This window comes from Paenibacillus sp. SEL1 (genome assembly GCF_054602535.1).
Genome location: NZ_CM137723.1, coordinates 1,255,117 through 1,274,724, shown reverse-complemented (window position 1 = coordinate 1,274,724; position 19,608 = coordinate 1,255,117). Strand labels below are relative to the sequence as shown.

7 protein-coding genes, 11 tRNA genes, 2 rRNA genes and 1 pseudogene are annotated in these 19,608 nt (G+C 46.1%); all 21 read left to right on the top strand.

Translation table 11 applies throughout. The features are described from left to right. Window positions 1–150 precede the first annotated feature (150 nt). Window positions 151–3,078 (top strand): 23S ribosomal RNA (locus tag ACYCSE_RS05855). Between the two features lie 78 nt (window positions 3,079–3,156). Further along, window positions 3,157–3,273 (top strand): 5S ribosomal RNA (rrf, locus tag ACYCSE_RS05850). Window positions 3,274–3,292: 19 nt separating this feature from the next. Continuing rightward, window positions 3,293–3,368, top strand: a tRNA-Asn gene (locus ACYCSE_RS05845). 3 nt (window positions 3,369–3,371) lie between these two features. Beyond that, a tRNA-Thr gene (locus ACYCSE_RS05840) sits at window positions 3,372–3,444 on the top strand. A gap of 11 nt (window positions 3,445–3,455) precedes the next feature. Then, a tRNA-Glu gene (locus ACYCSE_RS05835) sits at window positions 3,456–3,527 on the top strand. An 11-nt stretch (window positions 3,528–3,538) separates the two neighbouring features. Continuing rightward, a tRNA-Val gene (locus ACYCSE_RS05830) sits at window positions 3,539–3,614 on the top strand. Between the two features lie 55 nt (window positions 3,615–3,669). Further along, window positions 3,670–3,744, top strand: a tRNA-Gln gene (locus ACYCSE_RS05825). A 4-nt stretch (window positions 3,745–3,748) separates the two neighbouring features. After that, window positions 3,749–3,824, top strand: a tRNA-Lys gene (locus tag ACYCSE_RS05820). 11 nt (window positions 3,825–3,835) lie between these two features. Beyond that, window positions 3,836–3,916 (top strand) — tRNA-Leu (locus ACYCSE_RS05815). A gap of 10 nt (window positions 3,917–3,926) precedes the next feature. Next, a tRNA-Gly gene (locus ACYCSE_RS05810) sits at window positions 3,927–4,001 on the top strand. Between the two features lie 5 nt (window positions 4,002–4,006). Then, window positions 4,007–4,083, top strand: a tRNA-Arg gene (locus tag ACYCSE_RS05805). A gap of 20 nt (window positions 4,084–4,103) precedes the next feature. Then, window positions 4,104–4,177 (top strand) — tRNA-Pro (locus tag ACYCSE_RS05800). A gap of 9 nt (window positions 4,178–4,186) precedes the next feature. Beyond that, window positions 4,187–4,257, top strand: a tRNA-Gly gene (locus ACYCSE_RS05795). Between the two features lie 737 nt (window positions 4,258–4,994). Next, on the top strand, window positions 4,995–7,787 hold the full coding sequence (ppc, locus tag ACYCSE_RS05790) for a phosphoenolpyruvate carboxylase (protein ID WP_459701825.1): 2,793 nt from the start codon (window positions 4,995–4,997) through the stop codon (window positions 7,785–7,787). 191 nt (window positions 7,788–7,978) lie between these two features. After that, window positions 7,979–8,545 carry an RNA polymerase sigma factor SigW gene (gene sigW, locus ACYCSE_RS05785; RefSeq protein ID WP_016818747.1) on the top strand — a complete coding sequence of 189 codons (567 nt, stop codon included), beginning with the start codon at window positions 7,979–7,981 and terminating at the stop codon, window positions 8,543–8,545. 150 nt (window positions 8,546–8,695) lie between these two features. Then, a complete protein-coding gene (locus tag ACYCSE_RS05780; protein ID WP_013312128.1) occupies window positions 8,696–9,319 on the top strand; it encodes an anti-sigma factor in 624 nt (207 codons plus the stop codon). A 221-nt stretch (window positions 9,320–9,540) separates the two neighbouring features. After that, window positions 9,541–10,374 carry a diadenylate cyclase CdaA gene (gene cdaA / locus ACYCSE_RS05775; protein WP_013312127.1) on the top strand — a complete coding sequence of 278 codons (834 nt, stop codon included), beginning with the start codon at window positions 9,541–9,543 and terminating at the stop codon, window positions 10,372–10,374. After that, complete coding sequence (locus tag ACYCSE_RS05770; protein ID WP_250260342.1) at window positions 10,371–11,840, top strand: CdaR family protein; 1,470 nt, start codon at window positions 10,371–10,373, stop codon at window positions 11,838–11,840. Before cdaA ends, ACYCSE_RS05770 begins: the two co-directional genes overlap by 4 nt. Window positions 11,841–11,900: 60 nt before the next feature. Beyond that, window positions 11,901–13,241, top strand: a complete 1,341-nt coding sequence (gene glmM, locus ACYCSE_RS05765) for a phosphoglucosamine mutase (RefSeq protein WP_013312125.1) — start codon at window positions 11,901–11,903, stop codon at window positions 13,239–13,241. Window positions 13,242–13,872: 631 nt separating this feature from the next. Beyond that, entirely contained in the window at window positions 13,873–15,705 is a 1,833-nt protein-coding gene (gene glmS, locus ACYCSE_RS05760) for a glutamine--fructose-6-phosphate transaminase (isomerizing) (RefSeq protein ID WP_061832056.1), read from the top strand. A gap of 2,520 nt (window positions 15,706–18,225) precedes the next feature. Next, window positions 18,226–19,111, top strand: a pseudogene (locus ACYCSE_RS05755) (aminotransferase class III-fold pyridoxal phosphate-dependent enzyme); the annotation flags it as partial. Between the last annotated feature and the right edge of the window lie 497 nt (window positions 19,112–19,608).

Genomic DNA, 19,608 nt, shown 5'->3' with positions numbered 1-19,608 from the left:
GAAACGAAATTGCGTTTTAGAATATTCCTTTAAGCTGATCTTGTGTAAACAAGTGAAATAAAGGTAGCAGATAAGGAAAGATCTTTTGCCTTTGGCAAAAATCATTCTTTATCGAACATCGACATTTTCTTTCTTCGAAAGAAAAGTCTAGGTTAAGCTACAAAGAGCACACGGAGGATGCCTAGGCGCCAGGAGCCGACGAAGGACGTGGCGAACAACGATAAGGCCTCGGGGAGCTGTAAGCAAGCTTTGATCCGGGGATGTCCGAATGGGGAAACCCGGCTGTCTTCATCGACAGTCACTTTCTGCTGAATACATAGGCAGAATAGAGGCAGACCAGGGGAACTGAAACATCTAAGTACCCTGAGGAAGAGAAAACAATAGTGATTCCGTCAGTAGCGGCGAGCGAACGCGGATTAGCCCAAACCAAGGAGCTTGCTCCTTGGGGTTGTGGGACGTCTCACATGGAGTTACAAAGGAACCGGTTAGATGAAGAGGTCTGGAAAGGCCCGCCAGAGAAGGTAAAAGCCCTGTAGTTCAAAACTTGTTCTCTCCGAGACGGATCCCGAGTAGTGCGGGGCACGTGAAACCCCGTATGAATCCGGCAGGACCATCTGCCAAGGCTAAATACTCCCTGGCGACCGATAGTGAAGCAGTACCGTGAGGGAAAGGTGAAAAGCACCCCGGAAGGGGAGTGAAATAGATCCTGAAACCGTGTGCTTACAAGAAGTCAGAGCCCGATCTATGGGTGATGGCGTGCCTTTTGTAGAATGAACCGGCGAGTTACGTTCCCGTGCAAGGTTAAGGTGAAGAGCTGAAGCCGCAGCGAAAGCGAGTCTGAATAGGGCGAATGAGTACGTGGACGTAGACCCGAAACCGGGTGATCTACCCCTGTCCAGGGTGAAGGTGCGGTAACACGCACTGGAGGCCCGAACCCACGCATGTTGAAAAATGCGGGGATGAGGTGGGGGTAGCGGAGAAATTCCAATCGAACCCGGAGATAGCTGGTTCTCCCCGAAATAGCTTTAGGGCTAGCCTCGGAAAGAAGAATCGTGGAGGTAGAGCACTGATTGGGTGCGGGGCCCGCAAGGGTTACCAAGCTCAGTCAAACTCCGAATGCCATAGATTTAGTTCCGGGAGTCAGACAGTGAGTGCTAAGATCCATTGTCGAAAGGGAAACAGCCCAGACCATCAGCTAAGGTCCCCAAGTGTGTGTTAAGTGGGAAAGGATGTGGAGTTGCACAGACAACCAGGATGTTGGCTTAGAAGCAGCCACCATTGAAAGAGTGCGTAATAGCTCACTGGTCGAGTGACTCTGCGCCGAAAATGTAACGGGGCTAAACACACCACCGAAGCTATGGCTTGATGCTTTGCATCAGGGGTAGGGGAGCGTTGAATGCGGGTTGAAGGTGTACCGTAAGGAGCGCTGGACTGCATTCAAGTGAGAATGCCGGTATGAGTAACGAAAAGATCTGTGAGAATCAGATCCGCCGAAAGCCTAAGGGTTCCTGAGGAAGGTTCGTCCGCTCAGGGTAAGTCGGGACCTAAGGCGAGGCCGATAGGCGTAGTCGAAGGACAACAGGTCGAAATTCCTGTACCACCGTAATCCGTTATGAGCGATGGGGTGACGCAGTAGGGTAGTGACGCGGACTGATGGATGTCCGTCTAAGCAGTGAGGCTGGTGTGTAGGCAAATCCGCACATCGTAAGGCTGGGCTGTGATGGGGAGCGAAAATTGTAGTAGCGAAGGTCATGATCTCAGACTGCCAAGAAAAGCCTCTAGCCAGGAGAAGGTGCCCGTACCGCAAACCGACACAGGTAGGCGAGAAGAGAATTCTAAGGCGCGCGGAAGAACTCTCGTTAAGGAACTCGGCAAAATGACCCCGTAACTTCGGGAGAAGGGGTGCCTCGGTAGGGTGAATAGCCCGAGGGGGCCGCAGTGAAAAGGCCCAAGCGACTGTTTAGCAAAAACACAGGTCTGTGCGAAGCCGCAAGGCGAAGTATACGGGCTGACGCCTGCCCGGTGCTGGAAGGTTAAGGGGAGTGGTAAGCCCTTCGGGGCGAAGCTATGAACCGAAGCCCCAGTAAACGGCGGCCGTAACTATAACGGTCCTAAGGTAGCGAAATTCCTTGTCAGGTAAATTCTGACCCGCACGAATGGCGTAACGACTTGGGCGCTGTCTCAACGAGAGATCCGGTGAAATTTTAATACCTGTGAAGATGCAGGTTACCCGCGACAAGACGGAAAGACCCCATGGAGCTTTACTGCAGCTTGATATTGAATTTGGGTACGATCTGTACAGGATAGGTGGGAGCCGTAGAACTTTGAGCGCCAGCTTGAAGGGAGGCATCCTTGGGATACCACCCTGATCGTATCTAGGTTCTAACTTGGTACCGTGACCCGGTGCGAGGACAGTGTCAGGTGGGCAGTTTGACTGGGGCGGTCGCCTCCTAAAGAGTAACGGAGGCGCCCCAAGGTTCCCTCAGAATGGTTGGAAATCATTCGAAGAGTGCAAAGGCAGAAGGGAGCTTGACTGCGAGACCTACAAGTCGAGCAGGGACGAAAGTCGGGCTTAGTGATCCGGTGGTACCGCATGGAAGGGCCATCGCTCAACGGATAAAAGCTACCCTGGGGATAACAGGCTTATCTCCCCCAAGAGTCCACATCGACGGGGAGGTTTGGCACCTCGATGTCGGCTCATCGCATCCTGGGGCTGAAGTAGGTCCCAAGGGTTGGGCTGTTCGCCCATTAAAGCGGTACGCGAGCTGGGTTCAGAACGTCGTGAGACAGTTCGGTCCCTATCTGTCGTGGGCGTAGGAAATTTGAGAGGAGCTGTCCTTAGTACGAGAGGACCGGGATGGACGTACCGCTGGTGTACCAGTTGTTCCGCCAGGAGCACCGCTGGGTAGCTATGTACGGAAGGGATAAGCGCTGAAAGCATCTAAGCGTGAAGCCCCCCTCAAGATGAGATTTCCCAGTATGTAAGACCCCTTGAAGACGACGAGGTAGATAGGTTGGGGGTGGAAGTGCAGTAATGCATGGAGCTGACCAATACTAATCGGTCGAGGGCTTATCCTAAGCATAAAACGCAAATGAGTTTCGGATCCAGTTTTCAGGGTGTAACCTTGAATGTAGAATTTACGATGTAAATTCATGTTTGGTGGCGATAGCGGAGGGGTTCCACACGTACCCATCCCGAACACGACCGTTAAGCCCTCCAGCGCCGATGGTACTTGGACCGCAGGGTCCTGGGAGAGTAGGACGTCGCCAAGCAGAGCTTTATGATTAATATTCCCTGATAGCTCAGTTGGTAGAGCACTCGACTGTTAATCGAGTTGTCACAGGTTCGAGTCCTGTTCGGGGAGCCATTTGCTCTCATAGCTCAGCAGGTAGAGTGCATCCATGGTAAGGATGAGGTCACCGGTTCGAACCCGGTTGAGAGCTTGTTATAGGATGGCCCGTTGGTCAAGGGGTTAAGACACCTCCCTTTCACGGAGGTAACAGGGGTTCGAATCCCCTACGGGTCATAGGATAGTATGGAGGCTTAGCTCAGCTGGGAGAGCATCTGCCTTACAAGCAGAGGGTCGGGGGTTCGAGCCCCTCAGCCTCCACCATTTTTCATCCTCTTACCTGGATGAAATCTTGGGGAATTGTGAATCATATGCATATTGGGGATTAGCCAAGCGGTAAGGCAACGGACTTTGACTCCGTCATGCATAGGTTCAAATCCTATATCCCCAGCCATTAAGAGCCATTAGCTCAGTTGGTAGAGCACCTGACTTTTAATCAGGGTGTCGAAGGTTCGAGTCCTTCATGGCTCACCATTGTATTACATGCGCGTGTGGCGGAATTGGCAGACGCACTAGACTTAGGATCTAGCGTCTTTGACGTGGGGGTTCAAGTCCCTCCACGCGCATCTTGTTTTTGCGGACGTGGCTCAGCGGTAGAGCATCGCCTTGCCAAGGCGAGGGTCGCGGGTTCGATTCCCGTCGTCCGCTCCATATTTGCGCCCTTAGCTCAGCTGGATAGAGCGTTTGACTACGAATCAAAAGGCCGGGAGTTCGAATCTCTCAGGGCGCGCCATATTTAAAAAAGTATAATATCGGGATGTAGCTCAGCTTGGTAGAGCACCTGGTTTGGGACCAGGGGGTCGCATGTTCAAATCGTGTCATCCCGATACTAATTTGCGGGTGTAGTTCAATGGTAGAACTTCAGCCTTCCAAGCTGATAGCGTGGGTTCGATTCCCATCACCCGCTTACCGATTACCTAGAAGCCGAAAGGCTTCTTTTTATTTTGTCCACATTACATTTACTTCTATGTATATAAGTTAATGCAGTTATGTCTCCTGTCATGCACAGTTGGGGATGACTTGTGCATATTGTACATAGGCTCTTGTTACTATGGCGTCTAGATCCCGAATTTCCCCTCAAGCGTACCCCTTTTCTCCTGCAGTAAGGCTAATTTCGTGATCAAATCCTTTGAATATAGGAATCCTATAGCTATTATGGTACGAATTCATGGTGATAACTCTGCATCTGCTCTTGCGTTGTGCACATTCCCATTTATTTATGTGGGTAAAAAGCGAAGTCTTAAAGAGGAAATGCCCTAGAAACACTGAGGATATGGCTAATTTGTGTATATCTTTGTGGATAGAAGGATAATGGGGTTGACTTTGTTAACAATTAATAAACATATACACATCATGTTGCATGAATTTGCACCTTTAAAACCACACTCTTTATAAGAGACTGTGCATAATGTTTCACGCATCACTAGTGTATACATTCATTTCTATTATAAATTTCATCTTTTTGCATAAAAATCCAATATTTTCTTAAAAGAAGTATTTCAAAAACATGATTTTTTACTGTAAATTTTGCAGCTTTTCATGCGTTTTTATTGTATGATGTTAAGAAAGTGTCAAATTTCGTGTGTATACGTACCTTTGCTACAACTGTATATGGTGTGGAACAGATCAGATGGGGGGAAAAGCATGACTGAGCTTACGTTAACCGCTAACAAAAACCAATCCAACAATCTGCTGCGGCGGGACGTTCGTTTTCTAGGGAATATTCTTGGTGAGGTTTTGGTTCATCAGGGTGGCAACGAACTTTTGGATATCGTGGAGAAAATACGTGAGACAAGTAAATCGTTACGTGCCGGGTATCAACCGGAGTTGTATGAGGATTTCAAACAAATGGTCAGCGGACTGGATACGGATATTCGTCACCAGGTTATTCGCGCGTTTGCGATTTATTTTCAGTTGGTGAATATCGCTGAGCAAAACCATCGTATTCGTCGTAAGCGGGATTATGAGCATTCCGCTGGTGAAGATGTTCAACCTGGTTCCATTGAAAGTTCCGTTCAGGAGCTTAAACAAGGGGGCTTCTCCGCCGAGGACGTTAGCAACTTGCTGAATGAGCTCTCTTTGGAGCTGGTCATGACCGCACATCCTACAGAAGCGACACGACGAGTAATACTTGATATCCACAAGCGCATTTCCGAGGACGTCATGCTGCTGGATAATCCGATGCTTACCTTACGTGAGCGGGAACAGGTACGGGAGAATCTGCTAAACGAAGTAATTACGCTTTGGCAGACAGATGAGTTGCGTGATCGCAAGCCAACTGTATTAGATGAAGTAAGAAATGGAATGTATTATTTTCACGAGACCTTGTTTCATGTACTGCCAGATGTGTACCAAGAATTGGAACGATGTTTGGACAAATATTATCCCGAACAAAAATGGCACATACCCACTTATCTGAGATTTGGTTCCTGGATCGGTGGAGACCGGGACGGCAATCCGTCTGTGACAGCTCATGTGACTTGGGAAACGTTACGTATGCAGCGCAAGTTGGCTTTGAGAGAATATCAGCACACGTTAAAGGAACTCATGGGTTACTTGAGTTTCAGCACCAGCATTGTGCGAGTTTCCGATGATCTGCTGGCTTCTATTGAAGAAGACCGTACTCATATTACACTTAAAAAGATGGAAGTATGGCATAACGAAAAAGAGCCTTACCGCATTAAACTGGCATATATGATTGCCAAAGTGAACAACATCCTGGATGAAAGCAAACAGGGTACCCATGAGCGTTATAATTCTGCGGAAGAGCTCATTGCAGACCTAAATGTTATTGACAACAGCCTGCGTCATCATTTTGCCGATTATGTGGCAAACACATATATTCAAAAGATGATTCGCCAGGTAGAGTTGTTTGGATTCCATACAGCTACACTGGATGTGCGTCAGCATAGTCAGGAACATGAAAATGCGATGACTGAAATTCTGTCTAAAATGAATATTGTATCGGATTACAGTAAGCTATCAGAAGAGGAAAAAATAAATCTGCTGGAAAAGCTGCTGAATGAACCTCGTCCGATTACTTCACCGTATTTAAAATATAGCGATAGCACACAGGAATGTCTTGACGTATATCGTACGATTTATTTGGCTCAGGAGGAATTCGGCAAGCAGTCCATTACAAGCTACTTGATCAGTATGACTCAGGGAGCCAGTGACTTACTGGAGGTTATGGTCTTATCCAAAGAGGTAGGCCTGTTCCGCATCGAGAAGGATGGCACTGTTATCTGTACGCTGCAATCCGTCCCTTTGTTCGAAACGATAGATGATCTGCACGCTGCACCTGATATTATGAGAAGATTGATGAACTTGCCTGTATATCGACAATCTGTGGCTGCGATGGACCAGCTTCAGGAGATTATGTTGGGATACTCGGACAGTAATAAAGATGGCGGTGTGGTTACAGCGAACTGGGAACTTCGGGTCGCTATGAACAGCATTACGGAAGTAGTTAATGAGTTTGGCGTAAAAGTGAAGTTTTTCCACGGTCGTGGAGGTGCGCTGGGTCGTGGAGGAATGCCACTTAATCGCAGTATTTTGGCTCAACCTCCTCATACGATTGGAGGCGGAATCAAAATTACGGAGCAAGGTGAAGTGCTATCATCCCGATACTCGCTTAGAGGCATCGCGTACCGGAGCTTGGAGCAGGCAACATCGGCGCTGATTACGGCTGTGGCATATCATCGTTCCGGGAAGAAGGAAGTGTTTGAGGAGAGCTGGGAGGAGATTATCGCCCGCATTTCCCAAGTTTCACTGGATAAGTATCAGGATTTGATTTTCCGAGATCCGGATTTTTTCAACTTCTTCAAAGAATCTACACCGTTGCCTGAGGTAGGCGAGCTGAATATTGGATCTCGTCCGTCCAAGCGCAAGAACAGCGAACGTTTTGAGGACTTACGCGCCATTCCATGGGTTTTTGCATGGACACAAAGCCGTTACTTGTTACCTGCATGGTATGCGGCTGGAACAGGTTTGCAAAGCTTCTATCAAAACAATGAGGATAACCTCAAAGTGCTGCAAACGATGTTTAGGGACTCTGCTTTCTTCCGGTCACTTATTGATACACTGCAAATGGCAATCGCTAAAGCGGATTTACTGATTGCAGAAGAGTACGCTGGGATGTCGGTTAACGAAGAGGCCCGGCAGCGTATTTTCGGGCAGATATCAGCGGAGTTCAAGCTGACATCTGAGTTGATTTTGAAAATAACCGGACAATCCGAGATTTTGGACGACGTGCCGGTTATTCAGGAATCTATCCGGTTGCGTAATCCTTATGTCGATCCGTTAAGTTACTTGCAGGTTCAATTGCTAAGTGAGCTACGGGAGCTGCGGGATCAGAACGGTGATGACACTGAAATGCTGCGTGAGGTATTGTTGACAATTAACGGAATTGCAGCAGGCTTAAGAAATACGGGCTGATATAGTACGGTTGTACGAAAACAGGCAATCGGGTACTCATGGGGTGCCCGATTGTGCTGTTTGTATATTGATGGCAGGCGTGCTTGCAGTTAGTAACAATACTACAGTTGATTTCCGGATAAAATTAAACTACGATGAATAATCATAAACATGTAATAAGTAACCCATCAGCAAGTCTGGGGGAGTATAGAGTGGATAATATGGAAAGCCGCTTGGTAAGGCTGGTACAGAAAGGCGATCAGCGAGCTTTTGCGGAGTTAGTCGAGTTATATAAAGATCGGATTTTTCATCTTTCCTACCGGATGCTAGGTAATCGCCATGAGGCGGAGGATCTGGTGCAGGAAACTTTTTTGCGTGTGTATCGTAATTTGGAAAAATATGATCATGGACAGAAGTTCTCAACCTGGATTTATCGAATTGCTACAAATCTGTGCATTGATCGTCTGCGAAGGAGAAAACCTACATACTCACTTGATGCTGAAATGAATGATCAGGAAGGTGTCGATGGGTACGCCATGCTCGCCAGTGAAGAGCTTACCCCTGAGGGGAGTACGCTTCTGTCCGAAACGCAGGCTTTGATTCATGACGCCATTGACAGCCTTCCAGATAAATACAGAACGATTATGGTTTTACGGTACTTGCAGGAGCTTTCCTTACAGGAAATCAGCGATGTGCTCAATCTCCCAGTTACCACTATTAAGACAAGAGTACACAGGGGGCGGGATTTTCTGCGCAAAAAACTGGAGCACAAGCTATAGATCATACGCATAGATTCTAGGAGAAGAGTCTGCATAGATGTTTTTATGAAACATAATGCTCGTTGTAACGTATGTAAGATGAGCAAAGTTTCTAAGCCGGAGCATGTTATGTTGAGAAACACGGAAGAATATTAGAAAGGATTGGCTCATATGGATTGCAAACAAGCCGTCTCTTTTATGCATGACTATCTAGATGGCGACCTGTCTGAGCAGGACAAACATGAGTTGGAACAGCACTTGTTAGACTGCCCGGAATGCCGCATGCGTTTTAAAGAGCTGGAGCGGACGGATGCGATGCTTTACGGTACACGCTATCATCAAGTGCCGTGTGTATCGGATGAGCTGACATTTCGCATTATGAATGCTTTGCCGCCGCATAAAAGACAGACTGCGGTGCCTATGCTGACGTGGGTGAAAAGGCATCCCGCTGTAACAGCCGCTGCCTTCTTCCTTATTGTTATATGCTCAAGCATGGCCAGCTTTTCTAGCACGGACCATCAATTGGTAGTCAAAGGAAGCCAACTGGATCAAGTCGTTATTCAGGGTGATACTGTGATTGTGCCTGAAGGGAAATCCATTGCCGGAGATTTAACAGTGCAAAATGGTGAAGCCCGTGTATACGGTGATGTGGAAGGAAATGTAACTGTGATTGATGGTTCTTATTATCAAGCGTCCACCGCCCATATTGCAGGACAGGTTAAAAGTATTGATCAAACCTTGGATTGGATTTGGTACAAGGTTACTGATTTATTCGGGGGACCCTCTTCTCCATAAAAGAAGCTTGAAATGGCAAGGACAATATCGAGCGCCTCTTTCCGCTGGAAAAGGCGTTTTTTTGTATATGAAGCTGGCGAATTGTACTGTATTTTACTGATTTTAGCGGTTCTTTTGTCACACAGCTTGCAACGTGAGCCTGATCGTTATAACCTAGATAGAGAGAGCATACTGTGTACATATTACACCCACTCACTACAGAAAATTGCGGGGGCATGCGCATGTTGGATTATTTTGCGGACCTGACTTGGAAAGAGTCCATTAAAGATATTATCGACATTTTGATCGTAACCTATATTATGTATCAGCTTATTTTACTTGTTCGCGGAACGCGTGCAGTTCAATTGTTGAAAGGGATTCTGTTTCTGGTTGTCATTTGGGCGGTTAGCACCTGGTTTGATTTGTATACGCTCAAGTGGTTGATGAACCAGATGTTCACCTTTGGTGTGGTGGCTATCTTTATTATTTTTCAGCCTGAGTTGCGTCGTGCACTGGAGCAGTTGGGGCGTGGCAAATTATTTGGGCGTTCGTCTGCGGATGATGAAGAGATTAACAAGCTAATCGGAGAAATGATTAAGGCGCTGAATTATTTATCACGTAGGAAAATAGGAGCTTTGGTCGTATTTGAGCGCGAGACAGGGCTAAACGAATATACGGAGTCTGGTATCAAGACACAGGCCGTAGTCAGTTCTGAACTGCTAATTAACATCTTCATTCCTAATACGCCTTTGCATGATGGTGCGGTGATTATTCAAAATAAACAGATTGCTTCTGCGGCCTGTTATTTGCCATTATCGGAAAATCCGTTCATCAGCAAGGAGTTGGGAACCCGTCACCGAGCTGCGATTGGGGTGAGTGAGGTAACGGATGCCGTAACTGTCGTGGTATCGGAGGAAACAGGGCAAATTTCTTTGGCCATTAATGGACAGGTCGTGCGCGACATTAAGGAAGAATCCCTAATCTCCAAGCTGTATGAGGAGTTGCGGCCAACACCGTCCTTGAAAGAAAAACGCGGCTCATTCTGGAATCGGAGGGGAGGCCGTGGAAATTCATGATGGACAAATGGATTAACAATAATACGATTTCCAAGATATTGGCGCTTGCGGTTGCTGTCCTGCTATGGGGAATGGTCCATCTAGATACAGGTACACCTTCATCTACGCTGACCGTTTCTTATAATAATAAAGTGATTGATAATGTGGGCATTCAGGCTAGTGGTCTGGATGATTCAAAATATGTATTGTCTACCATGGATACTGACCATGTTAAGATGGAGGTCAGAGGACAGCGCTCTGTGCTGACTTCTTTTTTCGCGGATAATTATCAGGCAAAGCTAAACTTAAACGGCTTAGGAGCAGGTACTAAAACATTGTCACTCGAACCGGACTTGCCGGATGGAGTGGAGTTGGTGTCTATGACTCCTAACCGTGTTACAGTGACGATTGAGGAAAAACAAACGAAATCATTTAATGTATCTATAGTTCCTAAAGGAAACCCAGATGGGGGACTGCAGCTTGGGAAGCCTGTAATTGCTCCTCAAACCGTGAAGGTTACCTTGCCTAAAAGCCAGTTGAGTACCGTTACTGCCGTTCAAGGGGCTGTTAATACGGATGGTATCTCAGAAAAGTTTGAACAGAAGCGTGTAAAACTGAAGGCTTATAACAAAAAGGGACAGGAACTTACAGGAGCGGTCATTGAGCCATCCACTGTGTCCGTTGAAATTCCGGTAACTCAGCAGGCGAAATCTGTGCCTGTTAAGATTGTCTATGCTGGAGAGTTGCCAGACGGATTGGCGCTTTCTAAAGTCAATGCAAACGTGAAGGAAGCGGCGGTGTATGCATCGCAGGATGTATTGAGCAGCCTCAGCTCTTACGTCACGGCTACATTGGATTTAAGTCAATTCACGGAAGCGGGGACTCGTACAGTTCAAGCTAATTTGGCAGCCCCCTCAGGTTCTGATAAAATCGAGCCAGGGTCAATACAAATTCAGGTGACCGTCGTCCCTTCCAATGAAGTCACAGATACGGAACGGACGCTGTCAGGCATCCCAATCGTTTTACAAGGTGCAGGAGATAAAGCGACTACGACTGTTACAGCACCCGTAGGTAAGACGATGGATGTTACTGTGAAGGGCCCGCAGGATATGGTAAATAATTTAACCAATGATGATATTAGTTTGGTGGCAGATGTAAGTGGCCTCGCGGCTGGTCAACACGAGGTTACTCTGAAAGTAGGCTTGCCTAAATATATTACGCAAGCCGGAAATGCTGGCCAACTAAAGGCAACGGTCAACATTGAGAGCCCTTCTACGCCTGCTGTAACGAATCCGAATAGTGAGAATGAATCAAACCCCTCTGGTAGTGGCGAAAAGGGGCAGGAGAGGCCACAGGAGGGGCAAGGTAGTCAAGGTGGGGACTCTGACGCTAAGACCGGGGACAACGCAGCTGCGGAGGATAAAACAAATCCTCATAACGGCGCAGATTCTTCTGCGAATGGAACCTCGGAGAACAGTCAGCCATAACATGTTTTATCTGTAGTAAATAATCAAGATTTATTAGACAAAAAAAGGGAGTCATTTTACATGGGGAAATATTTTGGTACAGATGGTGTACGAGGCGTTGCTAATCAGGAACTTACAGCCGAACTGGCATATAGCATTGGCCGCTGCGGCGGATATGTTTTAGCAGGTAATGTAGAGAAACCGACAGTTGTTATTGGTATGGATACACGGATATCCGGACTGATGCTGGAATCGGCTCTTGTAGCCGGTTTGCTGTCCATTGGGGCTAATGTGGTTCGTCTAGGTATTGTTTCGACACCTGGGGTAGCATATCTCACACGTCAATTGAAAGCTGACGCTGGTGTAATGATCTCAGCATCACACAATCCAGTTGAAGACAACGGCATTAAGTTTTTTGGCGGTGACGGTTTTAAATTGACAGACGAAACGGAATTGAAAATTGAAGAGCTCATGGATGCAAAAGAAGACCAACTGCCTCGTCCGATTGGCGGCGGATTGGGAACGGTTGTTGTAGACGAGCATTCTCGCTACGATTATCTGGAGTTCTTGAAAACAACAATTAGCCATTCTTTTGAAGGGTTAAAAATTGTACTAGATTGTGCTAACGGAGCAGCTTATGAGCTGGCACCGAAGCTTTTTGCAGAACTGGGAGCTGAGGTACACACCATCGGTGCCGAGCCGAACGGTTTGAACATCAATGATCATTGCGGCTCGACTCATCCTGAAAAGCTGAAAGAGGAAGTACGCCGTTTGAAAGCAGATATTGGTTTGGCCTTTGACGGCGATGCCGATCGTCTGATCGCGATTGATGAGAACGGGGAAGAGGTAGACGGCGACTATATTCTCTGCATTTGCGGAGATGCAATGAACCGTGCGGGAAAACTCAAGGACAGCACCATTGTATCGACAGTGATGAGTAATATCGGTTTTTATAAAGCTACTGAAAAGCTGGCACTGAAGACTGCAAAAACTGCGGTCGGGGACCGTTATGTGATGGAAGAAATGCGTCGGGGTGGATTTAACCTAGGCGGTGAGCAGTCTGGTCATGTTATTTTCCTGGATCACAATACGACAGGCGATGGCATGCTGACTGGGATTCAGCTGGTAGATACCTTGAAAGCTTCCGGCAAGAAAATGAGTGAGCTAAAATCGCTCATGAAACAGTATCCGCAAGTGCTCGTAAATGTGCGTGTGCAGGACAAACGCAATTACGAAGGGAATCCTGCCATTGCAGAAGCAATTGAGCAGGTGGAACAACAATTGGGCGATAATGGGCGTGTATTGGTCCGTGCTTCAGGCACAGAATCACTTATTCGTGTGATGGCCGAAGGCCCGGATAAGGACGAACTGGAGCAATTTGTCGGTCAGATCGTAGATGTCGTGAAGAAAGAATTAGTTTAAAATTTTGTAAACGTCGGTTGCCTGTGAAAAAGAAGCAGGCAACGGCGTTTGCGGTTATTTACTAACGATTTATGGCCTTCATGGTGTAATTATGAATAAAGTGTCATTGCCAAATGATACTTAGCTGAATATAATATAGGGATGCTGTGACTCAGATAGAGAAAGCGAGGGTTGTAAGGTAACGTAATACAAGCGCCAGAGCTTGATTTTGTGCGGGGGAACTTGGTGGAAAGCAACGGATTCAGTTGAGATAAAGTTGCCCGCAAATCGGTTCACGACAAAACAAGCTGACGAGGTGAAGGTGTTCGAAACATTCGGCGGGGACCTTCCGGTGAAGCATCGAGCCGTAAACCGGCAGCGGAAAATGAACAGGCAACTGTTTACACAACGCACCGGTAGATGCCTTTATTATTTTATAACCTAAATTATAAGATTCATTTCATGAATGTGCGGCCATCATCATTGGCGTGCGCGGTTTGGGAATTTCGTTACATTCGTGAAGAGATGCCTGTAAATTCTATAGTTATCATTGACAACTTCATAGATGAATGAACTTTATTCCACAATCTACCGCACACGTTAGTCCTGTGATGAGTCGTCTTGTGAAATGATGATCGGGAGGATAACGAATATGTGTGGCATTGTAGGATATATTGGTAATCAGAATACGCAAGAGGTATTGATTGACGGATTGAAGAAGCTGGAGTATCGCGGTTATGACTCTGCGGGTATTGCCGTGTTTACAGATTCAGGATTGCAAGTAGCCAAGGCTAAAGGTCGTCTGGCGAATCTGGAAGCTAAACTGGATGGTACGCCGTTGGTAGGCCATGCAGGTATCGGACATACACGTTGGGCAACGCACGGTAAGCCTTCTGATGAAAACTCCCATCCACATTTGGATGAGAGCCAAAAGTTCTCCGTAGTTCACAACGGAATTATTGAGAACTATCTGGAGCTGAAGGAGCAGCTGATCAGCGAAGGTCATACCTTTATTTCCGAAACGGACACGGAAATTATTTCCCATCTGGTTGCGCGTGAATATAAAGGGGATATCGTTAAAGCAGTACAAAAAGCAATTACCTTTATGCGCGGTGCTTTTGCACTGGGTGTGCTGACAGAGCACGAGCCTAATAAGCTGGTTGCTGTTCGTCAAGCTAGCCCGCTGGTTATTGGTGTGGGAGAAGGCGAGAACTTTATCGGTTCCGACATTCCGGCTATTCTGAAATATACACGCAATGTATTTATTTTGAACGATGGCGAAATGGCTGTTTTGACCAGTGATGCTGTCGAATTAATGACAATCGAAGGCCAATTTATTTCTCGGGAAATGATTCATGTCGAATGGGATGCTGTAACAGCGGAAAAAGGCGGCTATGAGCATTTCATGTTGAAAGAAATTCACGAGCAGCCTAAGGCTTATCGTGACACAATGTTGGGCCGTATCGATAAAGATACTAAAAAAGTTGTTCTTCCTGAGCTGAAGCTGACAGAAGAACAAATTAAAAATATCCGCAACATTCAAATTGTTGCGTGTGGTACAGCTTACAATGCTGGTTTGATTGGTCGTACAGTTATTGAAAGTCTGGCTCGTATACCGGTAGAAAATGATGTGGCTTCTGAATATCGTTATCGTTCACCTATCGTAACACCAGAGACATTGGTGATCGTGGTGAGTCAATCCGGTGAAACTGCTGACACGTTGGCAGCCCTGCGTGAAGCACAAGCAAATGGCGCTCATGTACTGGCGATTACAAACGTAGTCGGTAGCTCCATCGCCCGTGATGCAGATGATGTGTTGGTTACACTGGCAGGACCGGAAATTGCCGTAGCCTCCACTAAAGCATATTCTTCACAGTTGATTGCGTTCTATCTGTTTGGTTTGTATCTCGCTCAAGTGCGTGGCACACAAACAGATGAGCAAGTAGCTCATGTGCTGGCTGCTATGGAATCTCTGCCAGAGCAAGTGGAAGAGATGCTGGGTAAAGCAGATGCGATCAAAGCCTATGCTGAGCAAATTGCAAGCCACAAGCACCTGTTCTTTATTGGTCGCGGTCAGGACTATGCTGTAGTACAGGAAGGCTCCCTGAAGCTCAAGGAAATTTCCTACATTCATTCCGAGGCTTATGCTGCGGGTGAATTGAAGCATGGTACACTGGCATTGATTGAAGACGGCATTCCGGTTATCGCTTTGGTAACACAGGAATCCGTGTTGGAGAAAACCGTGAGCAACATTAAGGAAGTCAAGGCTCGTGGGGCAGATGTTCTTGCGATTACGTACGAAGAGCACGCAGTTGAGTTGCTGAAGTCCGTGGATCAGGTATTTGCCATTCCGAAGACACTTCCAATTCTGTCTGCTGCAATTTCAGTTGTCTCTCTCCAACTGTTGGCTTACTACGCTTCTCTTGCACTGGGTCATGATGTTGATAAACCACGTAACCTAGCGAAAAGTGTTACTGTAGAATAAGCTTTAAGTTGCTTTTATGACTTTTGTCTGGTGATAAAAAAGTGTGGAACCAGTAAAAAAGTCTGGAACTAGTCATTTTACAAACACCAAGAAAGATCCCGATAATATATCGGGATCTTTTTAGCTTAGGAGGGTAATTATGTCTACAATAGGCAACGAATTTGAACTATTAGAAAAACAAACAACTTGAATCAAATAAAGTTTGCAAATATAATTGGAATTTCTCAAGGAACGTTGAGTGAGCTGGAGTAAGATAAATACATACCCTCTCTTGCTATAATTATAGCAATTAAAGAAAACTTCACTTCTCATATAGAGTGGTTAATCTTTGAAGATACGCCTGTATCAAAGAACACTATTTTTAATTTAGCCATTGAAGCTCAGGAATTAGAACTTATTTCTTTGTTTCGAGAACACCCCACGGTATCTGTTTCAGCAAGTTTTTTATACTTGCTCAAGAGCCATACGTGAGAAATGGTTTGAAAGAGCTTTGAAAGAAGGCGGTTGGAACCTCAGCATTAGATATACCCCAACTGATCTAAAATCAATTTACATAAGAAATGAATTTGAAGATTATGAAGAATGTAGATTGGTGGTAAAAGTATCATTACAAGGTCTTAACATAGAGATCTATTTACAGAGTGTGCAACTAATGAAACTTGCAAAAGAAATATTGAAAGACTATCCCTAAAAGTAAAACTTCAGCTAACACATAGTTAATTAAATTGTAAAAGAAGGTGTGAGGCGCTACTTCTTTAAGCGAACTAATGAGTACTAAAATTTTCTATTTACTATATCTTTTCTTTAAAGGAGAGACAAAATGCTCCATTAAAAAGGTAATATTTTTACCGATTAGATTCAAATCTTCTTGTTCTAATACCTGCCCATTTAATTCAATTCGAAAACCAGAATTTAGAAATGATAAAAGATCAAAGGATTTTTTGATTTTCTCGTTATTAAGGTCCGAATGAATTGTATCAATTGAGTCCACACAGTAGGGGAACGTCATTTGATTAGCAATAAAGTAAATAATCGGTTGTAGCATCAAAAACCTCTGCTAAAGATATTAAATGATTAATTTCAGTTCGCTACATTTCGCTCCCAATTAGAAATAACCTGTTTGGTTACCCCCGATTTTATTAGCAGGTTCCTCTTATGTCCATTTATGGACTAGTCTTAAATTTCTACATCGCTGTCCCAAAGTATTCATGAGTTCACCTCTATAGAGAATATCAAATAGGTTTTAACCCGACCCATCTACTTACTAATTATACCTACTTATAGCCCATATTATAGCTTATTCATACCCTACTGTACCCTACGAGTAGCCTATGAATAGGATATCAAGTAAAATATAGCTAAAAAATATTACTTTGCTATTGTATAAAGCTGTGAGTTGTTATATTCTACATTTGTATTTTGAAGTAAAACTAAAATATATCTTAGGAGTAGAAAAAGATAACTGAACTTTACTCTGATTTAGTACTTCTAAAAAGAAGGTGAATAATGAACAAAATTCGATCAAGTAAATCTATAGCATCTATTCAACGGAAAATCAAAGAAGGAAGAGGTCAAGGCCACTTTTCGGAATATAAACCTTGGTTGACTGTACATGATGTACCTTCAGTAGGGATAGTTACTCGAATTCTTGGTTGGAAAAGTGGTCGACTTCACCATTATCTGTCTACAACACTTTGAATTGGCACATCATTACCAAATGGAGTGGTCAGAGCAAGAGATTGATATTCGCGAACAATTTCCTTTATTACCCCTAGATAAAACCCTCTATATTGCACAAAAGTTAGGCATTAAACATCCAACTGACCCCAAGAATAAGCTTCCCATCATTATGACTACAGATATGTTACTTACAGTAAAACAAGAAGAAAGTATAAAATTTATTGCACATTCCGCAAACCGTAGAGCGCCAATATATCCCCAAGAAGGATGCGGATTGGGCATACGAGATCATTCAAACGATAATGGAACGTCTAGAGTTAACGTTACACCCGACCTAAACGCGAGTATCCAACGGATTTTCCAGCAGAGTATCCAGCTGACATCCAGTCACGTTTCCAGCCAGGCTTCCAGAAATTCGTCAGGTAATCATGTTAAGTTATCGCAAAGCGCAAGGATCCGGAGCACCGGCAGAGAATGTTTACAGGGAAGATCTTCCAAATCGGCCGGCACCCCGCCTGAATGTCGACACGCGTCGAATTCCTCGATTGATGGCAAACCATTCCCAGCGTTTCTTCTCCATTCGCTCTTTTTAGGCAAAATATTAACACCGTGTTGACCAAATTTAACTGAAGTTTTACTATACATTATTGGAAATTTTGATATAATTCTACCTAGGTCAACTTTCCAATTATGATAGAAAATAGAATTGGATGGTTTTTATACCTATCCAAGCTGTGTGCGAGAGACCAGTCCACTGGCTACCCAGCAAGCCGGCATGCGGAGACCGACAATTGTGGAAAATGACAGCCGAGAATATGTTGATCCATGACGTCAGAAGGTGGGGACCTGTTATATTCTGAGGACGGAAGAGCATATATTGATTTTTTTGCAGGTGCCGGGGCACTGAATTACGGTCATAACAACGATTATATCAAGGACCGGGTTCTCGATTACTTGACCTCCGACCGGATTATGCACGGTCTGGATATGTATACAATGGCTAAGCGCGAATTCTTCAAGAGCTTCTCGGAGCGGATCCTGGAGCCGAAGAAGCTGAATTACAAGCTTCAAGTCTGCGGTCCGACGGGGACGAGCGCGGTGGAAGCGGACCTTAAGCTCGCACGCAAGGCGAAGAAGAGAACCGGGATACGCATTCATGGGCGGCTTCCACGGCATGTCGATCGGCAGCCTGTCGGCGACAAGCTCCAAGTCCATGAGGGAAGGGGCGGGGCTTCCTCTGGGCGGAGTTACGTTCATGCCGCACCCGAACGGGGCTTTCGCAGAAATGGATACGCTCGGCTATATCGAGAATATCCTGACTGATTCGCACTCTGGAATCGACAAGCCGGGCGGCAATGCCGCTCTCGAGTTCCGGGACAGAGCCGCCCTGGAAGCCCAGGTGAAGCAGAAGGAGGAGTTTGTGCGCTCGTTCTTTGACAAAGAAATCAAGCCCCTGCATCCGTCCATCGCCATCCGCGGACTTGGCCTGATCTGGGGCATTGACGTCTCGGGCTTCACGGATGAAACCGGGGCGAAGTGGATGACGGAGATCAGCTTCGAGAACGGGCTCATCATTGAAAGAGCTGGCAGAGGAGACCGCGTACTAAAGATCATCCCTCCGCTGACCGTCTCGATGGAGCATCTGGCCGCCGGCTGCGACATTATCAAGTCCAGTATGCAGCAGGTGATCTCTCAGGAGATCCAGGATTTGCTGGTAACGACCTAAGCTCGGCCAAGCCGGTGGCCGCCCCGGCAAGAGGCACGGAAGTGCCTTCCGGGGCCGTGCGGCCCTGATGTTAAGATAACGCTTTCACCCTCATGCAGCACCATCGTCACATCTAATCGTCAGGAAAAGCTCACTACCCCGCAGTCGGATCTTTACTTATCCACACCAGGCGGGGGAATATACAAATCGTACATAGAGTGTATCAATATCCCTTAAACATAGGCTTCGACAAAGGCAGCTCCGGTGCCGAATCCGGAGGTACGGCCGACTTCCTGCTGGCCGGCCGGAATCCTACAGCAAGCCTTACATCGATGGGAGGAACATCCCTTGTTCACCCCCAAATCCAATTCCGAACCCAATGTTAAACCAAAGTCCGTCTTCGGGCGGCTCGTCCGCAGCAAGCATATTGAAGCAGAGGAGCCGGAAGCAGCCGCATCTCTTGCGTAGAACGATGCTCTTTGTTGTCTTTCACGCATGGGAGCCGAGCGGGACAGCTG

Bases quoted from the DNA above. Each gene is read 5' to 3' on its own strand.
- ACYCSE_RS05780 (WP_013312128.1), top strand. From the start codon at position 8,696: ATGGATTGCAAACAAGCCGTCTCTTTTATGCATGACTATCTAGATGGC.
- glmM (WP_013312125.1), top strand. From the start codon at position 11,901: ATGGGGAAATATTTTGGTACAGATGGTGTACGAGGCGTTGCTAATCAG.
- ACYCSE_RS05770 (WP_250260342.1), top strand. From the start codon at position 10,371: ATGATGGACAAATGGATTAACAATAATACGATTTCCAAGATATTGGCG.
- ppc (WP_459701825.1), top strand. From the start codon at position 4,995: ATGACTGAGCTTACGTTAACCGCTAACAAAAACCAATCCAACAATCTG.
- cdaA (WP_013312127.1), top strand. From the start codon at position 9,541: ATGTTGGATTATTTTGCGGACCTGACTTGGAAAGAGTCCATTAAAGAT.
- glmS (WP_061832056.1), top strand. From the start codon at position 13,873: ATGTGTGGCATTGTAGGATATATTGGTAATCAGAATACGCAAGAGGTA.